The 25,832-nt window shown below is 60.6% G+C and carries 25 protein-coding genes and 1 tRNA gene; 23 read left to right on the forward strand and 3 right to left on the reverse strand.

What is annotated here, in order from left to right:
- Window positions 1-3: 3 nt before the first annotated feature.
- On the reverse strand, window positions 4-918 hold the full coding sequence (locus AAAX72_RS02875) for a prephenate dehydrogenase/arogenate dehydrogenase family protein (protein ID WP_349128960.1): 915 nt from the start codon (window positions 916-918) through the stop codon (window positions 4-6).
- A gap of 3 nt (window positions 919-921) precedes the next feature.
- A complete protein-coding gene (aroF, locus tag AAAX72_RS02880; RefSeq protein ID WP_022094767.1) occupies window positions 922-1,944 on the reverse strand; it encodes a 3-deoxy-7-phosphoheptulonate synthase in 1,023 nt (340 codons plus the stop codon).
- 202 nt (window positions 1,945-2,146) lie between these two features.
- On the opposite strand from aroF, the gene AAAX72_RS02885 reads away from it, so the two are divergent.
- From AAAX72_RS02885 to AAAX72_RS02980, 20 genes are all read left to right on the forward strand, one after another.
- Window positions 2,147-2,223 (forward strand) — tRNA-Arg (locus tag AAAX72_RS02885).
- Between the two features lie 76 nt (window positions 2,224-2,299).
- Window positions 2,300-5,023, forward strand: coding sequence for an HAD-IC family P-type ATPase (locus tag AAAX72_RS02890; protein ID WP_349128961.1), 2,724 nt, complete (start codon window positions 2,300-2,302; stop codon window positions 5,021-5,023).
- A gap of 103 nt (window positions 5,024-5,126) precedes the next feature.
- Complete coding sequence (locus tag AAAX72_RS02895) at window positions 5,127-6,269, forward strand: zinc ribbon domain-containing protein (protein ID WP_349128963.1); 1,143 nt, start codon at window positions 5,127-5,129, stop codon at window positions 6,267-6,269.
- Between the two features lie 107 nt (window positions 6,270-6,376).
- Complete coding sequence (locus tag AAAX72_RS02900) at window positions 6,377-6,919, forward strand: peptidylprolyl isomerase (protein ID WP_006236059.1); 543 nt, start codon at window positions 6,377-6,379, stop codon at window positions 6,917-6,919.
- An 11-nt stretch (window positions 6,920-6,930) separates the two neighbouring features.
- Entirely contained in the window at window positions 6,931-8,235 is a 1,305-nt protein-coding gene (locus AAAX72_RS02905) for a tetratricopeptide repeat protein (protein ID WP_349128964.1), read from the forward strand.
- 127 nt (window positions 8,236-8,362) lie between these two features.
- Window positions 8,363-9,394, forward strand: a complete 1,032-nt coding sequence (locus AAAX72_RS02910; protein ID WP_006236061.1) for a rod shape-determining protein — start codon at window positions 8,363-8,365, stop codon at window positions 9,392-9,394.
- Between the two features lie 78 nt (window positions 9,395-9,472).
- Complete coding sequence (gene mreC / locus AAAX72_RS02915; protein ID WP_349129034.1) at window positions 9,473-10,414, forward strand: rod shape-determining protein MreC; 942 nt, start codon at window positions 9,473-9,475, stop codon at window positions 10,412-10,414.
- Between the two features lie 12 nt (window positions 10,415-10,426).
- Window positions 10,427-10,993 carry a hypothetical protein gene (locus AAAX72_RS02920; RefSeq protein WP_117745941.1) on the forward strand — a complete coding sequence of 189 codons (567 nt, stop codon included), beginning with the start codon at window positions 10,427-10,429 and terminating at the stop codon, window positions 10,991-10,993.
- 13 nt (window positions 10,994-11,006) lie between these two features.
- Entirely contained in the window at window positions 11,007-13,076 is a 2,070-nt protein-coding gene (gene mrdA / locus AAAX72_RS02925) for a penicillin-binding protein 2 (RefSeq protein ID WP_349128966.1), read from the forward strand.
- A 9-nt stretch (window positions 13,077-13,085) separates the two neighbouring features.
- A complete protein-coding gene (locus AAAX72_RS02930; RefSeq protein WP_022094759.1) occupies window positions 13,086-14,312 on the forward strand; it encodes an FtsW/RodA/SpoVE family cell cycle protein in 1,227 nt (408 codons plus the stop codon).
- 18 nt (window positions 14,313-14,330) lie between these two features.
- Complete coding sequence (locus AAAX72_RS02935) at window positions 14,331-15,260, forward strand: hypothetical protein (protein ID WP_349128968.1); 930 nt, start codon at window positions 14,331-14,333, stop codon at window positions 15,258-15,260.
- Between the two features lie 10 nt (window positions 15,261-15,270).
- Window positions 15,271-17,148 (forward strand): TIGR03960 family B12-binding radical SAM protein, encoded by a 1,878-nt coding sequence (locus tag AAAX72_RS02940; protein ID WP_349128970.1) that lies wholly within the window; start codon window positions 15,271-15,273, stop codon window positions 17,146-17,148.
- Window positions 17,145-17,957 (forward strand): TIGR03936 family radical SAM-associated protein, encoded by an 813-nt coding sequence (locus tag AAAX72_RS02945; protein WP_349128971.1) that lies wholly within the window; start codon window positions 17,145-17,147, stop codon window positions 17,955-17,957. Before AAAX72_RS02940 ends, AAAX72_RS02945 begins: the two co-directional genes overlap by 4 nt.
- 67 nt (window positions 17,958-18,024) lie before the next feature.
- Window positions 18,025-18,399, forward strand: a complete 375-nt coding sequence (gene rplU / locus AAAX72_RS02950) for a 50S ribosomal protein L21 (RefSeq protein WP_035138585.1) — start codon at window positions 18,025-18,027, stop codon at window positions 18,397-18,399.
- A 33-nt stretch (window positions 18,400-18,432) separates the two neighbouring features.
- On the forward strand, window positions 18,433-18,690 hold the full coding sequence (rpmA, locus tag AAAX72_RS02955; protein WP_006236075.1) for a 50S ribosomal protein L27: 258 nt from the start codon (window positions 18,433-18,435) through the stop codon (window positions 18,688-18,690).
- An 85-nt stretch (window positions 18,691-18,775) separates the two neighbouring features.
- Window positions 18,776-20,242, forward strand: a complete 1,467-nt coding sequence (gene obgE, locus AAAX72_RS02960) for a GTPase ObgE (protein WP_349088252.1) — start codon at window positions 18,776-18,778, stop codon at window positions 20,240-20,242.
- A 3-nt stretch (window positions 20,243-20,245) separates the two neighbouring features.
- Window positions 20,246-20,923, forward strand: a complete 678-nt coding sequence (nadD, locus tag AAAX72_RS02965; protein WP_055285119.1) for a nicotinate-nucleotide adenylyltransferase — start codon at window positions 20,246-20,248, stop codon at window positions 20,921-20,923.
- Window positions 20,924-21,010: 87 nt separating this feature from the next.
- Window positions 21,011-21,544, forward strand: coding sequence for a bis(5'-nucleosyl)-tetraphosphatase (symmetrical) YqeK (gene yqeK / locus AAAX72_RS02970; RefSeq protein WP_192924102.1), 534 nt, complete (start codon window positions 21,011-21,013; stop codon window positions 21,542-21,544).
- Window positions 21,545-21,571: 27 nt separating this feature from the next.
- On the forward strand, window positions 21,572-22,027 hold the full coding sequence (gene rsfS, locus AAAX72_RS02975) for a ribosome silencing factor (RefSeq protein ID WP_250787751.1): 456 nt from the start codon (window positions 21,572-21,574) through the stop codon (window positions 22,025-22,027).
- Between the two features lie 226 nt (window positions 22,028-22,253).
- Window positions 22,254-23,003 (forward strand): transposase, encoded by a 750-nt coding sequence (locus AAAX72_RS02980; protein ID WP_349128972.1) that lies wholly within the window; start codon window positions 22,254-22,256, stop codon window positions 23,001-23,003.
- 213 nt (window positions 23,004-23,216) lie between these two features.
- Here the strand turns inward: AAAX72_RS02980 and dinB are convergent, their stop codons facing one another.
- Window positions 23,217-24,431 (reverse strand): DNA polymerase IV, encoded by a 1,215-nt coding sequence (gene dinB / locus AAAX72_RS02985; protein WP_349128974.1) that lies wholly within the window; start codon window positions 24,429-24,431, stop codon window positions 23,217-23,219.
- Window positions 24,432-24,671: 240 nt separating this feature from the next.
- Here dinB and rpsP point away from each other — a divergent pair, with 240 nt between their 5' ends.
- The 3 genes from rpsP to rimM are packed head-to-tail and all read left to right on the forward strand — an operon-like array spanning window position 24,672 to window position 25,827.
- Window positions 24,672-25,013, forward strand: a complete 342-nt coding sequence (gene rpsP / locus AAAX72_RS02990) for a 30S ribosomal protein S16 (protein WP_022094749.1) — start codon at window positions 24,672-24,674, stop codon at window positions 25,011-25,013.
- A gap of 42 nt (window positions 25,014-25,055) precedes the next feature.
- Window positions 25,056-25,301, forward strand: a complete 246-nt coding sequence (locus tag AAAX72_RS02995; protein WP_171021534.1) for a KH domain-containing protein — start codon at window positions 25,056-25,058, stop codon at window positions 25,299-25,301.
- 34 nt (window positions 25,302-25,335) lie between these two features.
- Window positions 25,336-25,827, forward strand: a complete 492-nt coding sequence (gene rimM / locus AAAX72_RS03000) for a ribosome maturation factor RimM (protein WP_349129036.1) — start codon at window positions 25,336-25,338, stop codon at window positions 25,825-25,827.
- Window positions 25,828-25,832 lie beyond the last annotated feature (5 nt).

The raw sequence follows: 25,832 nt of genomic DNA on the forward strand, positions 1-25,832 counted from the left end.
GGTCTAGTGGGAGGCCTCGTCGTCGAGTGCGCGCTTGATGCGGTCGCCCTCGGCAAGGAGATTCTCCAGATAGCGCTGGTCGCGGTTCTTGAGCGCACGGCTGTAGGCGCCAAGCGAGTCGATCAGGTGGTCGATCTCGAAGGCAAGCGCGTCGGCGTCGTCGATCATGAGCTCGGACCACATCTGAGGATTGAGGTGCGCCACGCGGGTGAGATCGCGGTAGCTACCGGCCGAAAAACCGTGGTGGACCTGGGCGGTCGGGCTCTTTACGTAGGCGTTGGACACCACGTGCGCAAGTTGGCTCGTGAAGGCGATGACGCGGTCGTGCTCGGCGGCGCTGGTCACGCTGAACTTGCCAAAGCCCAAGGGGCGCACCATCTCGCGCACCTGCCCCAAGAGCTCCAGCTTAAGGGCATCGTCCACCGCGGGCGGAACGAGCACGAGCGGGGCGCCCTGGAACAGGTCGGCGCGGGAGTGCGCGTAGCCCGAGAACTGGGTGCCCGCCATGGGGTGCGCGCCCACAAAGTAAAAGCCGTGTTCGCGGGCAAGCTCAAAGGCGCGTTCGCACACGATGTCCTTGACGCCCACCGTGTCGATCACCACGGGGCCCATAATGGCCTCGGTGTCGGTGGCGTCGGCGAGCGCCTGGGCATGCGCCTCGAGCCACTCGATGCAGGCCTCGGGGTAGCAAGCCAGGACGATGATGTCGCATTCGCCGAGTGTCTTGTCGTTGAGCTCTCCGGCGACAGTGCCCATGCTGGCGGCCGTCATGACATCGTCATCGGGGTCCCAGGCCAGCACGCGGACGCCCGCCTGTGCATAGCCGCGGGCAAAGCTACCGCCGATGAGGCCAAGGCCGACGATGCCGGCGCACTTGGGGCCGCCCTGGTTAACGCGCGCGTTTCTCACCGTACTCATGGGCTACTCCATGGTCTCTTGGCAGACAACCTCGCGGATGGCTCGGATGCGGCGCATGGTGTCGTCGAACTGATCGGGGGTGAGGGCCTGGGCGCCGTCGGACCAGGCTCGGCTCGGCTCGTCGTGGACCTCGATCTCCAGGCCGTTGGCGCCGCAGGCGGTCGCGGCGAGCGCCATGGGCTCAACGTAGCGGGTGTAGCCGGTGGCGTGGCTGGGGTCGGCGACGACGGGCAGGTGCGACAGGTGGTGCAGCACCGGCACGGCGTTGAGGTCGAAGGTGTTGCGGGTGCGGGTCTCGAAGGTGCGGATGCCGCGCTCGCACAGGATAACGTTGTCGTTGCCCTCGCTCATGATGTACTCGGCAGCCATGAGCAGCTCGTCGATCGTGCCGGACATGCCGCGCTTGAGCAGAATCGGGGTCTGGGTCTTGCCGACCTCCTTGAGCAGGGGGAAGTTCTGGGCGTTGCGGGCGCCGATTTGCATGACGTCAATCTTCTTGTCAAGGAAGACCTGCACGTCGCGTGGGTCCATGATCTCGGTGACAATCGGCATGTCGAGCTCGGCAGACGCCTCGCACAGCAGGTCGAGGCCGGCGGGGCCCATGCCCTGGTAGGCGTAGGGGGAGGTGCGGGGCTTGTAGGCACCGCCGCGCAGCATCGTGGCGCCGGCGGCCTTCACGCGGCGTGCGATGCGAATGAGGTTCTCGCCCTCGACGGAGCAGGGGCCGGCGATGACTTGGAACTGGTCGCCGCCGATCTTGACGCCGTGACCGCAGTCGATGACGGAGTCCTCGGGGTGGAACTTACGGTTGGCACGCTTAAAAGGCTCGGAGACGCGCTGCACGCGCTCGACGACGTCCATGGACTCGAGCAGGAACGGGTCGATCTTGGTCGTATCGCCCACCAGGCCGATGATCGTCTCGTTCTCGCCGCGCGAGACATCGGTCTTCAGACCCTTTTTCTCAATCCAGCTGACGATATGGCTTACGGCCTCGTCGCTGGCGCTCTGCTTTAAAATTGCAATCATGGTGTGCCTCTCACCTCGATGGATAACTTTTGCAAAAACGGCCCGCATCGCGAGCCGTGTATATGGTGCATGTGAGTTTATACTATCTGACTCGCTTTTGCCTTCTAAAGTGGGCCGTTGCGCCTCGTCTCCCACGGAATTGCAAAGCTTTTTCTTTTCTTTTGTTAGCCCATGACGCACTTGGGTATAATGCCAGTCGTTCGCCCTATTAGCTCAGGGGATTAGAGCGTCTGCCTCCGGAGCAGAAGGTCGTTGGTTCGAATCCAACATGGGGCACCATCGAACGTAAGACCGTCCGAACCTCGCATGGTCCGGGCGGTTTTTCTTATACCGACGCGACGTGATGGGACGTGGTATGGCAGTAACGGATATCGAGCGCGGACTCTCGACCGCCGAGGTCGAGGAGCGCATCGCCGCCGGTAAGATCAACCGCAACATGGAACTCAAGACCAAGTCGGTCAAAGAGCTCATCATCGAGAACCTCTGCACGCTGTTCAATTTGATCAACGTGATCTTGGCGTTCCTGGTCATTTTGACCGGTTCGTTTAAGAATCTGACGTTCCTGTTCGTGGTGTTCCTCAATACCGCTATTGGCGTCATTCAGTCCATGCGTTCCAAGAAGATGGTCGATAAGCTCACGCTGCTGACCTCCAAGAAGGCCATCGCGGTGCGCGACGGTGCCGAGGTGGAGCTCGACTTGGACCAGATCGTGCTTGATGACATCATCCGCCTGGGGCGCGGCGATCAGATTCCCGCTGACGCCGTGGTGGTTTCGGGCGAGGCACTCGTGAACGAGAGCCTGCTGACGGGCGAGAGCGACCTTATTAAGAAACAGCCCGGTTCCGAGCTCATGAGCGGCAGCTTTATCGACTCGGGCCTGCTGCGCGCCCGCGTGATCCATGTCGGCGCCGACAACTACGTGGCTAAAATTAATAACGAGGCGAAGTACGTCAAAAAGGTCAATTCCGAGATCATGAACGCGCTTAACGCCATCGTGCGCTTTGCGAGCATCATCATGATCCCGCTCGGTTTGGCGTTGTTTGCCTCGAGTGTGAGCGAGCTGTGGGATGCCGCGGGAACCCCGGGCGATAGCGCGCTTTCGTGGTGCTTCTCCGAGCTGTTGGCTGGTCATGTGCCTTCGTCGGCGCTGCTGTCCACGGTGGGCGCCCTGCTGGGCATGATCCCGCAAGGCCTGGTGCTGCTGACCTCGTCGGTGCTCGCCATCGCCACGGTGCGCCTGGCCCGCCGCAAGGTGCTGGCGCAGCAGCTCTACTGCATCGAGACGCTCGCGCGCGTCGACGTGCTGTGCCTGGACAAGACGGGTACCATTACCTCGGGTCGTATGGAGGTCGAGGGCACCTACCCGCTGCCTGTTGAGGGTGTTGGCTTTGGCGTGGACTCGGACGAGGCGGCTGTTCCCGTCGATACCACAGTGCTCGATTTTGCGTTGGCTAACGTGGCACGTGCGACTTCGGCCGATGCCAACGAGACCTGCCAGGCGCTGCTCAACTATTACGCCGATCGCCCGGTCGAGGTGTCTGAGCCGCTGTCGGTCATTCCATTCTCGTCGTCTAAAAAATGGAGCGGCGCTTCTTTTGCACAGGGCTCCTATGTGATGGGCGCCGCGCAGTTTGTGCTTTCCGAGCGTGTGTTTTCGCAGGTCGAGAACCGTGTCGCCGAGCTTGCCGATACCTGCCGCGTGCTCGTGGTGGCGCGCGTTGACGGCTTTACGCCCGATGGCGATATGGTGGGCGAGGCCGAGCCCGTGGGCTTTGTGACCATCCGCGACGAGATCCGTACCTCGGCGGCCGAGACCATCGGCTACTTTAACGAGCAGGGCGTGACCCTCAACGTGATCAGTGGCGACGACCCGCGTACGGTGTCGTCGATCGCGCGCGTGGTGGGCGTGCCGGGGGCGGACGCTTATGTGGACGCCACGACGCTCGATACGCCTGCCAAGCTCGATGCCGCAGTGGACCGCTACCATGTCTTTGGGCGTGTGACCCCGCAGCAGAAGCGCGAGCTCGTGCAGGCGCTCAAGCGCCGCGAGCACACCGTGGCCATGACGGGCGACGGCGTCAACGACGTGCTGGCGCTCAAGGAGGCCGACTGCTCCGTGGCCATGGCGGCCGGCTCCGATGCCGCGCGCAACGTGGCCGAGATCGTACTCGTCGACAACGACTTTGCCTCGATGCCCGCCGTGGTGGCCGAGGGCCGTCGCTCTATCAACAACCTGCAGCGTTCGGCCTCGCTGTTCCTGACCAAGACGCTGTTCTCGATGGGCCTGGCGGCGCTGTGCATCGCGCTGCCGCCGTACCCCTTCGAGCCCATCCAGATGACGCTCATTAACTTCTTCTGCATCGGCGCGCCGGGCTTTGTGTTGGGTCTGGAGCCCAACAATGCTCGCGTGAAGGGTGCGTTTTTGACCAACGCACTCAAGCGTGCACTGCCGGCGCCGATTGCGGTCATTTTGGCTGCGGCGCTCGATATCTTTGTGGCGCGCGTGTTTGGCTTTAGCCAGCTCACGCTGTCTACGATGTGCTTGCTTACGTTGTGCGCGGCGAGCGTCAGCCTGATCTGGCGCATCTCGCAGCCTCTCACGCCCTTACGTGTGGTGCTCTTTGTGTTTGTAGTCGCCGGCATCTTGGTGGGCGTTATCGGATTCCCGGAGCTGCTGTCTATTGCCAACCTGTCGATGGGTCAGATGGTTATCTTGGCTGTCATCGTGGTCTTTACCTGCTCGGTGTTCTTTAAGCTTGCCACGATGATGGATTCGCTCAAGCCGCGTCGTCGTCATGCCGCAACTGGTTTTGGCCGCGGTGTGCGCGTCCGCCTGGGTCGCGGTGGCGGCAAGGTGAGCTCGACGGGTTCGACGGCCGAGCGTTTTGCCAAGCGCGTTGCAGCCGACATGGCGCAGCGCCGCGAAGATCGCACCGCTCGCGAGGCCGAGGCCCGCGCACTCGAGGGCGTGGCTCAGGCCCAGCCCAAGAAAAAGAGGAGTACCGGAGCCAAGCGTTCTCGCGTGACCAAGTCCGCCCAAGGCATCAAAGTCTCGATGCCAAGCAAAAAGAAGAAGTAGCTACGCGCCCTGGCGATGTTGAATTGGTGCCTTGTTCCTGTGGGGCCGTGGCGATGTTATGCTCTAACCTCGATTGTTTGAATTGCTTCGAAAAGAGGATGCCGTGATCTGCCCGCATTGCCTTAAGACTATCGAGGACGGCGCCTCGTTTTGCCCCTACTGCAACGCCTATGTGGGTCCGGGCGATGGCCCCGAGCACACCGAGTTCGTGTTCTGCGAGGGCTGCGGTGCCCGTCTTTCTCCGCATGATCGTACGTGCCCCAAATGCGGACGCCCCGCTCCGGGTATCCTCTCCGAGGACGCGGCCGCATCCGACCTGGCAGCGGGCCGCACGGCGGGCTTTCCGCGCTTAACGCAAGAGCAGATCGATACCGAGGTGCCGCATGCGCCAGCCTCTGCCGCTGCGGTGCTCTCAGACGCCGCCGACCCCAATGAGACCTGCGTGCTGCCGGCTTTCGATAAGGATTTCGGTATCCCCAAGGTCGATATTCCCACGCCCGTTTCCCTGCATGACGATGCTCAAAAACCCAAGCGCAAAGTGCATCCCGACGAGGACGCCTATCACAAGCACAAGCGTCATATCCCCAAGCCGCTCATCGTCATCGCGGTCCTTGCTGTCGTTTGCGGCGGTGCCTATTGGTTCGTGACGACCGATCCCATGGGTGTCATGCCTGGCTTCTACGACCAGTTTGGCCAGGCCGCGCAGACGACCTTCCCCACGCGCCAAAAGGGCGAGGCGACTGAGGACGATACCAAGCAGGACGATTCTGCCGAGGTGGTCCAGGAAGAAACCGTGCTGACCGATGATCAGCTCTATTCCAGGCTCGACGGTCTGTATCAGACCATCGTGTCCTACGGTGACGAGGACCAGATCGGCGAGGTCATCGATTCTTTTAACAACGGCTATCTTCGAACGCCACTGTCCACCCGCCAGGAGCTGTCGCAGAGTGCCTACGCCCTGCGCGACCAGATCAAAAAGACGCAAGATGAGCTCAACAACCTTAAATATCAGGACGATACGGTCTATGCGGACGACATCGCCCACTTAAAGCAGCTTGCCGAGTGGATGTATGAGCGCGTCGATGTGATCTGCCAGAGCTGGGATATCTCGCTGGCCATTCCCGATGGCGAGTCGATGAGTTCCCACCAAAGCGAGATCCTGGCGCCCATCGCACAGGGCGGCAACAGCGCGCTGAATCAGTACGACGCCAACGTGGGCTCCTGGAAGCCGCAGCAGCGTTCCTAAAATTAGTTCGCCATAGTCGGCATAACCTACGTGCGCAATTGATGTAAGCGCATGCTTATTGCTACAATTCGTACAAATATGCTTTAAACGCACGAGGAAGGAACCACATGTTTGGTTTTAAGAAAGAGCTCTACACGCCCGAGTATCAGCTTGCCGGCGACGAGTGCGCCGTTATCGAGACGTCGAAGGGTACCATCAAGGTCAAGTTTGACGGCGAGGGCGCTCCCATTCATGTCGCGAACTTCTGCGAGCTTTCCACGATGGGTTTCTATGATGGCCTTAAGTTCCATCGCTATGTGCCCGGCTTTGTCATTCAGGGTGGCGACCCCAATACCCGCGACATGTCCGGCGCCGACGTCGCTGCCGGCCTTGAGGGCCCCGACGGCATGCCCGGTACCGGTGGCCCCGGCTACTGCATCAAGGGCGAGTTTGCCACCAATCCGCGTAACAGCCATGTCGATGGCGCCCTTGCCATGGCACGCTCCATGGACCCCGATTCCGCGGGTTCGCAGTTCTACTTCTGCCTGGGCGCCCAGCATAACCTCGATTCCGGTTACACCGTCTTTGGTACCACGGTCGAGGGTCTCGATGTGATTTCGCAGCTGCGTGCCGGCGACGAGATCGTCCATGTCGAGATCGTTCACGAGTAAAGGGGACTTCCTTGAATAGCCAGCTGATCCAGCAGGGCCGCGCCGCTTACCGCGCGGGTGATTTTTCCGCTGCAGCCCAGATGCTTGGGGCGGCAAAGACTCCCGATGAGATTATGGGCGAGGCCGATCACCTTCGTGGCAACGCCTTGATGCACCTGGGCATGTATGCCGAGGCCGCCGAGGCCTATGCTGCTGCCCTCAACGACGGCACTTATGGCAAGCGCGGCGCGCTGCTCACCAACCGCGGCAAGGCGCTCGCCGCCGTGGGCGACTACACGACGGCCGCCCAGGCGTTCTCTGCTGCTACGCAGGATGCTTCCTATGCCACGCCGTTCAAGGCTTATCTGGGCCTGGGTAACGCGTTGTTCCAGTCGGGCGACTATGCCAACGCGGGTACTGCCTTCCGCCAGGCTGCCATCGACGGCGCCAATCCAGCTCCTGCCGCCGCACTCGGCGAGCTTGGTCGTTGCTTCATTAAGCTTGGCCGTCCGGCGGATGCCGTGGAGACCTACCGCACGGCTATCGACTTTGCCGGCCCCCGCGATGACACGCGTGCGCTCAACGCCGGCATGGGTCAGGCGCTTTCTGCCGCCGGCCGTCCCTCCGACGCACTCGACGCCTTTAACGCCGCTACTGCCGATGGCATCTACCAGCTCACCTCCGAGCAGGCCGATGAGCTTGCCCGCGTGCACGATTCGCTTGCCGCGCTGTCTGCCCAGACGGCTATGGCCACGGCTCCGGCGCCCGCGATGGACGCTCCTGCCGTCGATCCGCTCGATCCTACGGGCGCGACCGGTCAGTTTATGCCCGATCCCTCGGACACCGGCTTCTTTACGCTGTCCGAGTCCGAGATGGTCCAGCAGGACCGTCAGGATCGTAAGCAGGCCAAGGTCCGTCGCCGCCATCGCCACACGGGTCTCAAAGTCTTCATCGTGCTGCTTCTGCTCATTTTGATCGCCGCGGGCGGTCTGGGCTTTGCCTACACGCGCGGCTTTGGCTTCCCGTCCCAGGAGTCTGTCGTTACCGATCTGTTCCAGGCTGCCGGCGACGGTGACACCGCAAAGGCCGAGTCTTGCCTGGCCTCGAGCCTGTCCGAGGACGCCAAGTCGATGATCATCTCCTCGATTCCGCAGGGTGCCACCGTGTCCGTCGAGGGCATGGATCAGTCCATGACCGAGACGACCGCTAAGGTTGAGGCATCGCTGTCCAAGGGCGGCGAGCAGGAGTACACCGTCAAATTCGTGCGCTCCGATAACCATATCGGCTGGGCCGTTTCCTCGCTCGATATGGATTTCTCGGCTGCTGACAACCAGTAGTGACCTTATGGGATTTAGCTTTGCCCGGCGCTTCACCGCAAGTGAGGTGCCGGGCTTGCGCTAGTATGATGAGCTAGTAGTTTTCCAGCAATCATCCAACACATCAGGAGTTGCGTTGTTTTCTTTGATGGATATGTTCTTCGGTAGCTATGCGGGCGATCTTGCCATCGACCTCGGCACCGCAAATACGCTTGTCTCCGTGCGCGGCAAGGGCATCGTCATTCGCGAGCCCTCTGTTGTCGCCATCGACAAGAACGACGAGCGCATCCTGGCGGTCGGTATCGAGGCAAAGCGCATGCTCGGCCGTACGCCCGGCAACATCGTGGCCGTTCGTCCCCTGAAGGACGGCGTCATCGCCGACTTCGATGTTACCGAGGCCATGCTCCGCTACTTTATCGACAAGGCGTCCGAGAAGCGCTATCCGTGGACCCCGCGTCCGCGCGTTGTCGTCTGCGTCCCCTCCGGTGTCACGTCGGTCGAGAAGCGTGCCGTCTTTGAGGCCACGATCCAGGCCGGCGCCCGCCAGGCCTATCTGATCGAAGAGCCCATGGCCGCCGCTATCGGCGCCGACCTGCCCGTCGAGGAGCCCACCGGCTCCATGGTCATCGACATCGGCGGCGGTACCACCGAGGTCGCTGTTATTGCTATGGGCGGCATCGTCGTCTCGCAGTCCATCCGTATTGCCGGCGACGAGTTCGATCAGGCTATCCTCACGCACGTTCGAGATGCCTACAACCTGGCCATCGGCGAGCGTACGGCAGAGGACATCAAGATCAAGGTCGGTTCCGCCGTGCCGCTCAAGGACGAGCTCGACGTCGAGGTCAACGGCCGCGACGTGATCACCGGTCTGCCCAAGACCGTACGCATCGAGAGCGAGGAGATTCGTCGCGCACTCAACAAGCCGCTCGACGAGATGGCCAAGGCCGTCAAGGACGCACTCGATGCCACGCCGCCCGATCTTGCCTCGGACCTTATGTACTATGGCATATTGCTGACCGGTGGCGGCGCGCTGCTGCGCGGTCTCGACGTGCGCCTGCGCGATGAGACCGGCGTTTCGGTCAACGTCAGCCCCACGGCGCTCGATAACGTCGTTAACGGCTGTGCCCGCGTGCTCGAGGCCAATGCGTTTGATGGCGGCTTCGTCCAGACCAATGCTTAATTTCCAAAAGGTGGATTCCATTTGGCACGATCTTCGGGTTTCTCCACAAATCTGAATACCAAGCGACAATCAACGGGTATGCGCCCGTTGATTGTTTTCAGCCTGATTTCGGTGTTGCTGCTCACGTTTTACATCCGCGAGGGCGAGGCAGGACCGATTCATGCCGTGCGTTCGGGCGTAACGACGATTACCTCGCCGGTGCGCTTTGTGGGCTCGGCTGTGGCGGCTCCCTTCAATGCGATTGGCAACGTGTTCTCTAACCTTACGGCGTCGCAGGACACGCTTGACGAGCTTAAGAAGCAAAACGAGGAACTGACCTCTAAGGTCGCCGAGCTTTCTGAGGCTCAAAAGACTGCCGAGCGCCTGGAGGGGCTGGTCGGCCTGCAGTCGACCTACAACCTTAAATCGACCGCAGCTCGTATTGTTGGTGCCTCGGGCGATGCCTGGACCTCGACCGTCACGATTGATAAGGGTTCTGCCGACGGGCTTACCATCAACATGCCCGTGACGAGTTCTGCCGGTGTTATCGGCCAGATTATCGAGGTATCGGCCAAAATGTCGACCGTGCGCTTGATTGGCGACGAGAACTCGGGCGTATCCGCCATGGTGCAGGACACGCGCGCCCAGGGCATGCTGCAGGGTCAGGCTGACGGCACGCTGCGTCTTGAGTACGTGAGCGTCGACTCCGATGTTAAGGTTGGCGACATCATCGTGACCTCGGGCATCGGTGGCGTGTTCCCCAAGGGTCTACCGCTCGGCACCGTCTCGTCGGTTGAGAAATCGGCAAACGATGTGTACTACACCATTGTGGTGCGCGCCCAGACGACGGCCGAGAACAACGAGGAAGTGCTGGTCATTACCTCGCTGACCGACGAACAGTCGGCCTCGGATGAGGACGTGAGCGCCGCTAATAGCACGCCGCAGGGAACGTCGCGCGATGCTGCGACCAAGACGAAGGACGAGAGCTCGGATGACAGTTCCGACACGTCCGAGACGACCGATTCCGGCTCGAACGAATAGGGGGGCATGTTCATGGATCTACACGAGCAGGGGATGAGCTCCCGTACGTTTGTAATCGCCGCCATCGTGTGCGTGCTGCTGCAGGCAGGCCTGGCACCGCAGATCTCCATTGCGGGCGGTCGCGTCAACTTCATGATTATCCTGGTGTGCCTAAGCGTGTTCTCGGGCGACCCGACCCGTGCCGTCGTGTGCGGTTTTTGCAGCGGCTTGTTCTATGACCTGTCCGCTGCCGTGCCGGTGGGCGTTATGTCGCTCCTGCTGACCGTGGGTTCTTTTGCCCTGGTGCACAGCGCCGTCGGTCAGACGGGCGGTACCCCGAGTGCGCGCGGCATCACCGTGGGCGCCTTTGCGCTCGTCATTAATGTGATCTACAGCATCATCTTGCTGTTTATGGGTTTGGAGACGAGCTTTGTCGTGGCGATCTTTGGGCATGCACTGCCGTCCTCGATCCTGACGGGTCTGGTTGCCATTCCGTTTTTGATGTCCGGCGTCGTGCCGCAGTCCGGCTATGGATTCTCCGCACGTGGCGGACGCCAGACGGGTATGCGCTTTAAGCCCAAGACCCGCAAGCTCAAATAGGGGAGGCCCGTAGATGTCTTCCCAGATGACGGTTATTATCGCCGGTATCGTGCTGGTTGTGGCCATCGTGGTCGCGCTGGTCGTCATGCGTCGTGGCGATTCCCGTTTTACCTACGATACGCAGCATGGAACGGCCCCGCGCGCCACCGAGGGCGAGGGCAATACCGCGTCGACCGCCTTTAAGGGCCGCTTTTCCATCCTCACCACGGGTGTGGGCGCGATGTTTGCGGCGCTTGCCGTCAAGCTGTGGGGCATGCAGATGGTCTCATCGGACTATTACGAGAAGCAGGCCAATAGTAATCAGACTCGCACCGTTACAACACCCGCTGTGCGCGGTCGCATCCTCGACCGCAATGGCGTGGCGCTTGTCCAGAACCGTCCCTCACTTGCTGTCGTGGCCTACCGCGACCTTGCCGAGGATGAGGTTCTGGTTCGCCATCTTGCCAACGTGCTTGGAATGCCTTACGTGGCGGTCCTTCGTAATATTCAGGACAATACAGAGGGCGCTCAGAGCCTGCATACCATCGCGACGGACGTCCGTCGCTCCACGGTTGCCTATATTCAGGAGCATGCCGGCGAGTTCCCGGGCGTCAAGATTGCCGAGCGTACCGAGCGCCAGTATCCATATGGCGAGACGGCATGCCATATCTTGGGCTATACCGGCACCATTACCTCCGAGCAGCTCGAGGCCCAGAATAAGAAAACTTCTGGCGACGATGATGCTTCTGCTGGCAAGATTACGTACCAGTCGGGCGATATCGTGGGGCAGGCGGGCGTTGAGAGCTACTACGAAAACCTGCTGCAGGGTATTCGTGGCGAGCAGACCGTCAAGGTCGATGCCTCGGGCAACGTGACCGGTCAGGCCGGCGCCGTGCCCGCGAAGGCTGGCTCTGACATTAAGCTCACGCTCGACCTTAAGATCCAACAGGCCTGCGAGACGGCACTGGCGAGCGCTATCGAGCTTGCCAAGACCACTGGCTACAGCAATGCCGGCAACGGCGCCGTGGTGTGTCTCGATCCCAACAATGGCGAGATCCTGGGCATGGCGAGCGAGCCCAAGTTCGATCCGTCCGTCTTTATCGGCGGCGTCTCAAATGACGTGTGGACCGAGCTCAATGATGACAAGGGTTCGCACCCGCTGCTCAACCGCGCCATTAGCGGACAGTACATGTCGGCTTCGACCATCAAGCCGCTCTCGGCACTGGCCGGTCTTGAGTTTGGAACCTACACGTCGGGGCAGACGACCAACTGCACGGGCTATTGGACGGGTCTGGGCAAGTCGTGGGGCAAGTACTGCTGGCTGCATTCCGGCCACGGCACCATGACGCTGCAGTCGGGAATCGCCAACTCGTGCGACCCCGTCTTCTACGACATGGGCAAGGCGTTTTTCTACAACGACCAGCACCCTGAGGGCCTGCAGGAGGTCTTTCGTCGCTGGGGCCTAGGCAAGACCTGCGGTATCGATCTGCCGAGTGAGGGCGCGGGCCGTATTCCCGATGCCGAGTGGAAAGAGTCGTACTTCACCGACGCCTCTGCCGAGGACCGCAAGTGGAATGCCGGCGATATGACCAACATTGCCATCGGCCAGGGCGACATCCTGGTGACGCCTCTGCAGATGGCGTGCGCCTATATGGGTCTTGCCAACGGCGGCAAGCAGTACGTGCCTCACGTGTTTTTGTCGGCCGTGTCGCGCGATGGCGACGGCGATGCCTATAAGTACAACGGCAAGGGCAAGAAGAAGCGCCTGGAGGCCAAGATCAACAGCGATTCGGATTTGGCTCTTGTCCGCAACGGCATGCACGACGTGATTTACACGGCATCGACGTCCCTGGCGGCTCACTTTGGCACCCTGACGCCGCAGGTATACGGCAAGTCGGGCACGGGCGAGAAAAGCGGCGAGGACGAATACGCGTGGTTCTGCGCCTATGCGCCGGCCGATGATCCCAAGTATGTCATCGCTACCGTCCTGGAGCAGGGCGGCGGCGGCTCAGATACCGCGATGCATGTCGTGCGCGACGTGCTCGGCGTGATTTATGACGAGCCCGATACCTCTTCGGCCTCGGGCGATTCTTCGGTTCGATAGGAGGTTGTGATGGATTTTTCTCCGGCGGATCTGTTCCGTTCAACCAAGACCGGCTCTCGCAGCAGCCTGGACCGCGTCAACAAGCAACTTTCGGCCTCGCGCGGCACGTTTCGCCAAAAGGTGCATATCGGTGTGCTCGTGGCTACAGTGGCGCTCGTCGCCTACGGTGCCATCATTATCTGGTCGGCTTCGCAGTTTAAGGCCGATGCTTCGTTCTCACGCCATCTGCTGGGAATTGGCATCGGGGCGGTGCTGGCGGTGCTCGTCTGGCGTACCGACCTGCGCGGTATTTCCAATTTCTCGACGGCGTTGCTCGTCATCGACCTGATCGTGATCTTCTCGCCTAAGATTCCGGGTCTGTCCTATACGGGCGGTCTGGGCATGACGGGCTGGATCAAGATTCCCGGTATCGGCTTGACATTCCAGCCGGTTGAGCTTGCCAAGCTTATCACCATCTTCTTTATTGCTACGCTTGGATCGCAGTATAACGGTCGCATCGATACCGTTCGCGACTACGTCAAGCTCTGCGGCATGCTGTCCATTCCGTTTTTGGCCGTCGTTGCCATGGGCGACCTGGGCTCGGGCCTGGTCGTGCTTGTTTCGGGCGCCATCGTCATCTGTATGAGCGGTGCGCGCCGCGAATGGGTGCTGTCGACCCTGGCCCTGCTCGTGGGCCTGGTGGCCCTCGTCCTGGCGCTCGATTCGGTCTTTGATTCGTTGCTCGGCCACGATGTGCTCATCAAGCAGTATCAGATGAACCGTCTGACGGTCTTTATCGACCCCGATAATGCCGATTCGGACGATGCCTACAACCTGCAGCAGTCGCTTATCGCTGTTGGCTCGGGTGGCTTCTTTGGTAAGGGTTTGGGCCATGCGACGCAGTCGGCCGGCGGCTTTCTGCCTGAGTTCCACACCGACTTCGTCTTCGCCTTTTTGTCCGAGACCTTTGGCTTTTGCGGTTCCTTTTTGCTGCTGTGCTTGTACGTGCTGCTCATCTTCTCGACGATCCGCGTTGCCTTTAAGTGCGAGTCTCTGTTTTTACGTCTTTCGTGTGTGGGCATCGTTGGCATGTGGGCGTTCCAGACCTTCGAAAACATCGGCATGTGCATCGGCATGATGCCGATTACCGGTATTCCGCTACCGTTTATTAGCTTCGGTTCGTCTTCGATGATGATTCAGCTGCTGACGGTGGGTATCGTACAATCCATATGGCGGCATCGTTCGGGCGCCGCGTAACCGCTGGAGGGGTTTGCTATGAAAATTCCCGTAGATAAGCTGACCCGCGCTTTTAAGATGGGCGCGTCCGTTAAGAAGGATTCCGATACGCCGGTGCGCGTCTCGGTCTATCTGGATTCGTCCGCCTCGCGCTTTCTGGCCGAGACGGTGCGTGACGCCTTTGTGCCGCAGACGACCTCGGGTATTGTGCGCGTCGAGCGTCTGGGGGAGGAGCGAATTGCTCCAAAGACCGATACCGATGTGGTGCTGGTGCTCTCGTGTGGTTCCGACCGCTTGGAGAGTGCCGTGCAGGAGCTCGTGATCGCCGGCGCGCCCGTGTGCGTGCTTGCCGAGTCTGCTGTGGAGGCGCCGTTTATCGAGGAGTCCACGCCCATGCTCGGCGTGGTGGCGGCAACCGATAAGACGTATCTGCTCGAGACGCTTGCCCGCTGGATTCTCGATCGCACCGACAAGGAAACGGCTTTTGCGGCGAACTTTGCCTTCATGCGCATCGCGGCGGCCAATCGTATCATCACCTCGTGCGCGCTTACCAATATGGCGACCGGTGCACTGGTGTTTTTGCCGGGCGCCGATTATCCCGTTATGGCGCTGGCGCAGGTGGGCATGCTCTTTGAGCTCGCTGCCGTCTTTGGACGCGGCATTAAGCCCGAGCGCGGCTACGAGGTCGCGGGCGTGCTTGCCGGCGGTCTTGTGATCCGCGCGGTCACCCGCGCACTCGTCAAGCAGACGCCGCATATTGGGTTTGTCGTCAAGGCGCTCACTGCTGCCGCGGGCACCTACGGCATGGGCCGTGCGCTCGTTTCGCTCTACGAGCGCGATGTCGACTACAGCCGTGCCAACGAGGTGGTCACTGCCACGTTCTCCCGCGTTCGCGATCTGGTGACCACGGTCGCGGGCGCTACCCGTCCTATGGCGTCCTACCAAGACGCATCAGATCTCGCTGCTTAGGGGTTTTCCGTTGCGCGTTCCGTACCAAGATTGTTTTCATTTAATTGAGCCGTTGCTCGCCAAGGTCGAGAAGCCGAGCCGCTATATCGATCACGAGTGGGGCACGCTTTCCAAGGCCGATGCCGACTACCGTTGCTGCCTGATCTACCCGGATGTGTACGAGGTCGGTCTGCCCAACCAGGGTATCGCCATCCTCTACAACATCCTTAACCAGGCCGAGGGCATCTCCTGCGAGCGCGGCTATGTGCCGTGGCCCGATATGGGTGACGCCATGCGCGAGGCGGGCATTCCGCTGCTCTCGCTCGAGGGTGCCGCGCCGGTCGCTTCGTTCGATATCGTCGGTCTGCATGTGCCGCACGAGATGGCGGTGACGAACTTCCTCGAGGCGCTCGACCTCGCTGGCATTCCGCTGTTAGCCGCCGACCGCACCGAGGACGACCCCATTATCATCGCCGGCGGCCCCTCGGTGTACAACCCCGAGCCGTACGCGGCCTTCTTCGATGTTATCCTCATCGGCGAGGGCGAGGAATCGCTGCTCGAGACCTGCCAGCTGCATCGCCGCCTGCGTGACGAAGGAGTCCCGCGCGCGCAGATTGTTGAGCAGCTCGCATCCATTGCCGGCAACTACGTACCGTCGCTCTATGAGGTTCGTCACGACGAGCCCTGCTCGCCCCATGGCTACACCGTGCCGCGTGAGGGCAAGGATGCGCCGACCGTGGTCTACAAGCGCGTCGTCGAGGATTTCGGCGCCACGAATCCGCTGTCGCAGTCGTGCGTGCCCTATGCGCAGCTGGTCCACGACCGCCTGTCTATCGAGATCCTGCGCGGCTGCGCCCGCGGCTGTCGTTTTTGCCAGGCCGGCATGACGTATCGCCCGGTGCGCGAGCGCTCGGCCGACCAGATCGTCTCGTCGGTGATTCAGGGTCTGGAAAAGACCGGCTATGACGAGGTGTCGCTGACCTCGCTCTCCACGACCGACCACTCCTGCATTCGCGACGTGCTCGGCAGGCTCAACCGTCGCCTGGAGGATACGGGTATTCGCGTGTCTATTCCGTCGCAGCGCCTGGATTCGTTTGGCGTGGATATGGCCGAGTCGGTCGCCGGCGAAAAGAAGGGCGGCCTGACGTTCGCGCCCGAGGCCGGCAGCCAGCGCATGCGCGACATCATTAACAAGAACGTGACCGAGGAGGACCTGGACCGTGCGGCCAAGGCGGCCTTCGAGGCCGGTTGGAACCGCATGAAGCTCTACTTTATGATGGGCCTTCCCGGCGAGCGCGACGAGGACATCGTGGCCATCGCCAATCTGGCCGATCACGTACTGGAGCTCGGTCGTTCCGTGGTGCCCAAGGCTCGTCGCGGCTCGATCTCGGTGTCGATCTCGGTTTCGGTCTTTATCCCCAAGGCTGCCACGCCGTTCCAGTGGTGCCCGCAGCTCGACTACGACGACGTCAAACGTCGCCAGAAGCTGCTTGTCACGAGCGTTCGCAACCGTGCCGTCCGCGTGCATTACCACGATGCCGAGACTTCGCTCATCGAGGCCGCGCTGTCCCGCGCCGGTCGCGACATGACGCCCGTCATCATCGATGCTTGGCGCTCGGGCTCCCGCTTTGACGCCTGGGTAGAGCATTTCTCGCTCGATAACTGGAAGGAGGCTGCTGCCAAAAACGGCATCGACCTCAATGAGCTTGTGCACCTGCCCTACGAGTTGGACTGGCGCCTGCCGTGGGAGCATGTGAGCCCCGGCTGCACGCGCGGCTTCCTCGAGCGCGAGTACCGTCGCTCGCTCGAGGGTGTCACGACTCCCGACTGCACCCGCACGTCGTGCACCGGCTGCGGGATCTGCCCCACGCTCCACGCCAAGAATGTATTGATGGGTGATCGCGCATGAGTGAGCGCCTGACCGACAACCCCTCGCTCTTTAGGCTTCGTGTTCGCTATGGCAAGCGCGATCGCCTTAAGTACCTGGGCCATCTCGAAGTAATCCATACCATTGAGCGCATCGTGCGCCGTGCGGGACTTCCCTATGCCGTCACGCAGGGCTTCTCTCCGCACATGCGCGTGGGCTTCTCTTCGGCGCTACCGGTTGGCACGTCGTCGACCTGCGAGTGGTATGACCTGTTTATGACCGAGTTCGTGGCGCTCGACGAGGCGTTTGGGCGCCTGGCTGCGGCGTCTCCGGCCGATCTGGCGCCCATCGAGGCGGCGTACATCGACGTGCGCACGCCGGCGTTGACGGCGCAGCTCACGCGCCTGTCGTATCGCATCGACCTGCACTTGGATTCCGAGGCGCCCGTAAGCGCCGATGAGGTGCGTCGTGCGATCGACACACTGCGCGCGGACCATGGCATCGACTACGCGCGCGGCAAAAAGAGCAAGCGCTTGGATTTGGATCACACGCTCGTGGGCTATGAGCTCACGGCGGGGGAGCGCCCGGACCATTTGGTGCTCATGCTCGACACCCATGCCGACAACGAAGGCTCCATGCGTCCGGAAATTTTGCTTTCTGCTGCTGATGTTTTGTTGCAGGGCTTGACCCCGGGCGTGGATGCACCTATTGTTTCCACCGGTATGCAAGACCTCGTGACCATCTGCTCCTACGATGTCGAGCGTCAGAATCAAGCATGCGAGGACGACGAGGGCCGACTCGTCAGCCCCATACCTGTGCGAACTTGTGGATTTGCTCCACATACTCGTTGACGGGGGTATTTTCGCCTGCTACTATATTCGGCTGTTGCACTAACTGATGCATGAAGGGCAAGTAAACATGTACGCAATCGTTAACACGGGCGGCAAGCAGTACAAGGTCGCCACCGACGATGTCATCACCGTCGAGAAGATCGAGGGCAATGAGGGCGACAAGGTCACCCTGCCGGTTATCTTCCTCAACGATGGTAAGAAGATCGTCACCGATCCCGACAAGCTGGCCAAGGCCAAGGTTACCGCTCAGATCGTTGAGCAGTTCAAGGGCGAGAAGCAGCTGGTCTTCAAGTTCCACAAGCGCAAGCGCTATCGTCGTCTGAAGGGTCACCGTCAGCAGCTCACCAAGCTGAAGATCGTGAAGGTTCAGGCTACCTCCCGCGCCAAGAAGGCTGTCAAGGCAGAGGCTGAGGCTGTTGCCGAGGCTCCCGTCGCCGAGTAGATTACACTCGTAACGAAAGAGTAGGTATACACAATGGCACACAAAAAAGGACTCGGTTCCTCCCGTAATGGCCGTGACTCCCGCGGTCAGCGCCTTGGCACGAAGCGCTATGCCGGCCAGACGGTAACCACGGGCACGATTCTCGTCCGTCAGCACGGCACGCACATCCACCCGGGTGAGAACGTTGGCCGTGGCAAGGACGACACGCTGTTCGCGCTGGTCGACGGTACCGTTGAGTTCCACAAGGGTATCAAGCACAGGGTCAGCGTACGCCCGCTCGCGAACGCGTAATTCACCCTTCATAGAGCACATATGTGGGAGGCACTTGAGTTTTTGGATTCAAGGGTCTCCCTCTTTTTTGTAGGAGGCGATTCTGTTGTCACAGTTCACCGATATCAGCCGCATTAACGTTTGCGGCGGCGACGGCGGGGCCGGATGCATGTCGTTTAGGCGCGAGGCATTTGTCCCCAAGGGCGGCCCCGATGGCGGCGACGGCGGTCGTGGCGGCAATGTCGTCATCCAGGCCGATGCTCAGCTGTCTTCGTTGATCGATTACCGCTTTAAGCATCACTTCCGCGCCGAGCGCGGCACGCACGGGCAAGGTGCCCGTCGTAACGGTAAGAGCGGCGAGGACCTGATTCTCAAGGTCCCTATGGGCACCGTGGTGCGCGAGCTCGACCCCGAGACGCAGACCCCGATGTTCGAGATTGCCGATCTTGTGCACGACGGCGAGCGCGTCGTCGTGGCGCCCGGTGGCGCCGGCGGTCTGGGCAATACCCACTTTGTGACGTCGGTGCGCCGCGCTCCGGCCTTTGCCCAGCTAGGCGAGCCGGCCGAGGAGCACTGGATCGAGCTCGAGATGAAGCTTATGGCCGATGCCGCACTCGTGGGCTTTCCCTCGGTGGGTAAGTCATCGCTCATTGCGCGCATGAGTGCCGCCCGCCCCAAGATTGCTGACTACCCGTTTACCACGCTCGTGCCCAATCTGGGCATGGTGCGTGCCGGCGAATATTCTTACGTCGTTGCCGACGTCCCCGGCCTCATCGAGGGCGCGAGCGAGGGCAAGGGTCTGGGTCACCAGTTCTTGCGCCACATTGAGCGTACGGCCCTGATCATGCATGTCGTCGACATGACGGGTGGTTTTGAGGATCGCGATCCGGTCGAGGATTACCACATCATCAACCGCGAGCTCGAGCAGTATGGCGCCGAGCTTTCGGAGCGTCCGCAGATCGTCGTTGCCAACAAGTGCGATGCGCCGGGCACGGCCGACAAGATTGCCGACCTCAAGCGCGCAGCGCTCGACGATGGACATATGTTCTTTGCCGTGTCTGCCGTGACGGGCGCCGGCCTCAACACGCTGATGCTTGCCGTGGGCGAGCAGGTGGCTAAGCTGCGCGCCGAGTTGGCTGTCTCGGATGAGCCGGTCGTTCTGCGCGACGATGAGTGGGAGCGCCGTCGCCTGCAGCGTGAGAAGCGTTTCCGCATTGTTCAGGAAGAGCCCGGTGCCTTCCGCGTGGTCGGTCGTGCCATTGAGCGTATGGTCATCCAGACCGACTGGGAAAACGAGGAAGCCGTCATTTACCTGCAGCATAAGTTTGCGCGTATGGGTGTTGACGACGCGCTCGAGAAGGCCGGTTGCCGTGCGGGCGACGAGGTCCGCATTTGCCAGCGCGCCTTTGACTTTGAGGGCGCCGAGGACTTCTCGGAGTACGAGGAGCTCGAGGATGCTGGCGAGGACGTTGCCGTTGAAGCCATTGACGTGGCCGATGCTGCGGATGAGGGAGTCGAGGTTGTCGATGCGGCGGATGCCGCGGGCGATACCGAGACACCGGAGGGCGAGTAAGCCATGTCGCTGCGCGGTGGAATCGGTCTGCCCGAGCTTCCTCTAGAGGACGGGCAGGAGTTTAGGCTCGGCATTATGGGTGGCACCTTTGATCCCATCCATTACGGGCACCTGGTGACCGCCGAGCAGGCGCGCGAGTCGCTCGACTTGGACGCTGTGCTCTTTATGCCGGCGGGTTCTCCTGCCTTTAAGCTTGACAAGCCGGTGACGCCTGCCGAGGACCGTTATGCCATGACGGTCCTCGCCACCGCCGCGAACCCGGCTTTTTTGGCGAGCCGGTTCGAGATCGACCGCCCGGGCGTAACCTATACGGCCGATACGCTTCATGCCCTTCGCGACTTTTACCCGCCGCAGGTAAAGCTCTACTTTATTACGGGCGCCGACGCGATTATCGATATCGTGACCTGGCATGATGCCGAACGAATCGCTGAGCTTGCTACCTTTATTGCGGCGACACGACCGGGCTTTGATATCGATACGGCGCGTGCCCGAATCAAAGAGTCGGGGCTGCCGTTCGACGTGCGCTATATTCAGATTCCAGCGTTGGCGATCAGCTCGACGAACATTCGTAAGCGAGTTGCCCGCGGTATGAGCGTGCGCTATCTTACGAGCGAGTCCGTGCTCGGCTACATTCGCAAACGCAGGCTATATGCCGATTTGGGCCAAGAAGATTTTGAGTGATGGGGGTCTACGTTGTCGGTAGAGGATCAGTTTGAGGGCGATGAGCGCGCGCTGCTCAAGCGCATTCAAGAGCTGCTTGATGTTCGCATGAAGGATAAGCGCAAGCGCTATGTGCATTCGCTGGGTGTTGCCGAGACCGCACTTCATCTGGCCGAGGTCTACGGCGTTGACCGCTTTGATGCCGCTGCCGCCGGCCTGATCCATGACTGGGACAAAGTGCTCTCCGACGACGAGCTCGTGGCCCGCGCGCTTCACTATGGCATCAAGGTTGCCGGTTCTCCTTCTGCCGCGACGCCGCTTTTGCATGGCCCTGTTGCCGCCTATGAGCTTCCGCAGCTTTTTCCCGAGCTGTCGCCGGCCGTTTTCCAGGCTGTCGACCGTCACACCGTGGGTGCCTGCGACATGACGCCGCTCGATATGGTGGTCTTTGTGGCCGATGCCATCGAGCCCAACCGCCACGGCGACTATGCGCATGCGCTGCGCAAGATGGTGGGGGAGTCGACGCTCGATGAGTTGTTCTTCTCCTGTTTTGCGCAGGGTCTGGTCTATGTGATCCAGTCCGGGCGCTATCTTTATCCCACGGCTATTACGATTTACAACCATTACGCCCAGCTGCGCTAGCTCGGGCTGTCTAGAAAGAGGTATTCCATGGCCGACGAGACCATGACCGACGAGCAGATTCTTGAAGGCGTGGAGCACAAGAGCTTCGCCGCCACGTCCGACCGCACTGCCGCCTCGCTGTCCGCGAGCGGTGTCGCCGCCGAGGATGTCGCCCGCGCCGCCGCGCAGGCCGCCTACGACAAGAAGGGCGAGGACGTTCAGGTGCTCGACCTGACCGAGCTTTCCGATGTGTGCGACTACTTTGTGCTTGCCACCGGTGCCAACAACCGCCAGGTCGATTCAATTGTCGACGAGATCGAGGAGAAGGTCGCCGAGGCTTGCGGCGAGCATCCGTTCTCCATCGAGGGCCGCGAGCAGAAGACTTGGATGCTCATGGACTACGGTTCGGTTGTCGTCCACGTCTTCACTCCCGAAGCCCGCGACTTCTACCGCCTCGAGAAACTCTGGGGAGACGCCCCCCAGCTCCCCCTCAATCTCCTCTAGTAGCTCATTTGAGACGGGGTTTAGCTACCCTCACGCATATCGCCGGGCAGTTGCGGTTTTCCGCAGCTACCCGGCTTTCTTTTTGCCCAAAGTAGCCTAATTTGGGACGGGGCTTTTTTAGCTACTACCTACCGTTCGCCGATAGAAGCGAGTTGCGGTTCATTGCGTGATATTTAGCTTTCCGACTCGGGTAACGTATTTGTTATCTGTAGAGGAGGAGATGCGTATGACTCGGACCGCGCGGGAAATCTCTGTTTACGGCTATTACCATGTCGTCCAAAAGGGCTGTGGTGGTCAGCTGATATTTGAGGATGCCGATGATCGGATATATTTGATTCGGTTGCTTGCCTCGAAATGCCGAAAATACGACGTCAATATCATTGCTTGGTGCCTTATGGACAACCATATTCACTTGTTGCTAGATGATGAACATGTTCACCTGAGCGATTGCATGCACTCTGTTACGACTACATATGCGATGTATTTCAACGCGAAAACCGGACGGAAGGGACCAGTTTTTCAGGATCGATTTAAGAGCGTGCCGATTCTTAACGATGATCAGCTGCTCAACTGTGTGAGATATATTCACGATAATCCTGCGAAAGCCAGGATTGGGACTGCTTCACTATATCGTTGGAGCAGTTTTAGCGAATATATGGGATACCCGGGTATTTGTATGACTGAATGTGTGCTAGGTTTGCTCGGAGATTCTCAGAGATTTTTTGCTTTCAGTACCTCGGGAGAACCGAATCGATATTGCTTCCGTGACGGCGCTCATGTGAGCGACATAGATGCACTGGAGTTTGCACAGGCTCTCCTTAAACCGTATGAGCCTCACCACCTTAAAGCTTTGCCTAAAGCCGTGCGCGACAACTACATCCGTACGCTCAAAAACGAGGGCTTTTCGATAAAGCAGATCGTGCGCCTCACGGGCATCGGTCACTGCACGATTCAGAAGGTCAAGCTCGATCAGTAGCTATTTGGGACAGAGTTTTGTTGCGGCGGGCAAACCGGACATCCGGGGTAGTCAATTTGGGACGGGGCTATTTTAGCTACCCTTTGGCTGACGGTGAATGAATTAGGCCGAATGAATCTCAACCGATATATAGGGGTAGCTAAAATAGCCCCGTCCCAAATTGACTACCAATGCCGTGTCGGACGGAAGGCAGCAACCCCCGTCCAAAAAAGACTAGTTATTGAAGCGGGATTGGCGGCCGAAGGATAGGGCGGTGTCGCCGAATTTGTCTCGGACGGCGTCGATGGCGACGGAGAGGTCGCGGCGGTCGCTGGATTGGGCTCCGCGGTCATCGATCTCGCAGAACAGGTCAGTCTGGATGCCGCCTTGGTGGTCGAAGTCGCTCATGCCGATGCCGGCTAAGCGAACATGCATGCCTTCTTGCCAGATGTTGTCGAGCAGTTCGAGTGCAACCGCCACGAAGATGTTCTCATCGTCGGTTGGATGAGGCAGCCGGCGCTGTGCCGTACGCCCGCTTCCATACGAATACTTGAGCTTGAGCGTTACCGTGGCACCCGTCAGCCCCTGACGGCGCAGACGGCGTCCCACTGACTCTCCCAACAGCGCAATCGCCGCCTCAATATCCTCACGCTCAGTCAAATCTTTAGCAAAGGTGCGTTCATTGCTGACCGACTTGACCTCGCGCTCTTCATCGAGACTCGTGACTTCGGAGATTTCGAGTCCCAGCGCACGCTGGCGCATGCGTTCGCCGTTGACGCCAAAAATAGAGGCCAAGGTGGATTCCGGTGCGCGTGACAGCTCGCCAAGCGTGTAGATGCGCATGCGGCGCAGCCGTTCCTCGGCCGAGCGTCCGATGCCGCTCATGGCAGATACCGGCAGCGCGGCCAAAAAGCGCTGCTCGGTTCCGGGGCGCACGATGGTCAGTCCAAACGGCTTATCCCGCTCGCTTGCGATCTTTGCGACCGTCTTGTTGCAGCCCACGCCAATGGAGCACGTTACTCCCAGCGTTGCCACGCGGTCGCTTATACGCCGCGCAACCAGCAGCGGGTCTTCGGGCGCAAAGCGACCCGGTGTGATATCGATAAAGGCTTCGTCGATGGACACGCGCTCAACACGCGGGGTCTCGTCGGCGAGAATCGCCATGACTTGCGCGCTCACCTCGCGGTAGCGATCAAAGTGCCCGTGCGTCCAAATGGCTTGCGGGCACAAGCGCCGCGCCTCGGCCGAGGGCATGGCAGAGTGCACGCCAAAGCGACGTGCCTCATATGAACACGTGGACACGACGCCACGCGAATCGGCGTCTCCGCCCACGATGAGCGGTTTTCCGCGCCATTCGGGATGGTCGAGCATCTCCACGCTCGCAAAAAACGCATCGAGGTCCATGAGGCCCACCGCCGGACCCGTCCATTGAGGCGGCGTGACGCCCATGGCATCCTCATAACCGTATGTATGTTCGCGTCTTTCCATGTCATGAGTATACCGCGCAGCTCATGTGGGGTGCGTGTATGTGCTTGCAAATCCCGAATTCTTGTCTAAGATATGGATTTGCCCTCGACTACACCGAAGAAGTTGGTCTCACGGACTTCACCTGCCCGCGTCGATGGCGTATTATGTTCAACTGTTTGTTTGTAGTTGCAGCCTAAAGCTGCTTGGTTGGAGGAGTTTCCTTTGGCAGTCAAGATTCGCCTTGCTCGTCACGGCGCTAAGAAGCGTCCGTACTACCGTGTCGTCGTCGCCGATTCCCGCGCCCCGCGTGACGGTCGTATCATCGAGGAGGTTGGCCGCTACAACCCGATGACCGCCCCCAAGACCATCAACCTCGACCTCGAGAAGATCGCCGACTGGCAGTCCAAGGGCGCTCAGCTCACCGACGCCGTCGCCGCTCTGGTCAAGGCCGCCAACGAGGGCGAGAAGACCGAGACCGTCGTCAAGAAGTCCAAGAAGCAGCTCGCCAAAGAGGCCGAGGCCGCTAAGGCTGCCGCTGAGGCCGCTGAGGGCGCCGAGGAGTAAATCGTGCCTGAGGTTGACGCTGCACAGCTCGAGGGTGAGGCAATGCTCTCAGATCGCATCGCCGATCTCGTCGAATATCTCGTTGTTCAGATCGTCGACGACCCGGATTCCGTGAGCCTTGAGGTCATCGATGGTGACGACGCCTCTACGATTGAGGTTTCGGTCGCCGAGGATGACGTCGCTAAGGTCATCGGCCGTCGTGGCCGTACCATCAAGGCCATTCGCACGCTCGCCCGTGCACTGGCCGCTCGCCTCGACACTGCTGTCGAGGTAGAGGTTCTGGGCTAGGACCTTGAGGTCCCAGTACAAAAACATCGCCCGTGTGGTCAAGCCGCACGGAAGGAAGGGGGAGGTCCTCGCGCAGCCGCTGCGGGGGCTTCCTTCTGTATTAGAGCCTGGTATGCGCGTCGCCCTGACGCCGCCGGCGCTCAAGCGCGACCGCTTTTGCACGGTCGTGTCCGTCACAGATACGGGCGATGGCGATCTGGTCTCGTTTGAGGGCATTGACGACTTGACGGCCGCCGAGGGCATCACGGGATGCTACGTGCTGGCAAATCGTGACGACTTTGAGCTCGATTCGCTCGACGCTGCCTATACCGACCTGATGGGTCGCGAGGTGGTCGACGAGCGCTTCGGTTCGCTCGGCACGATCGTCGAGATCATGTCGACGCCCGCTAACGATGTTTGGGTTGTCGAGGGTGATCGGTACGGCGAGGTACTGATTCCCGTGATCGAGCAGGTCGTGCTCGATCTTCCCGACACAGGAACAATTTCCGTCCACGCTATGGACGGCCTGATCGATATGGACAAGTAGGGAGG

Source organism: Collinsella sp. CLA-ER-H8 (assembly GCF_040092335.1).
GTDB lineage: Bacteria > Actinomycetota > Coriobacteriia > Coriobacteriales > Coriobacteriaceae > Collinsella.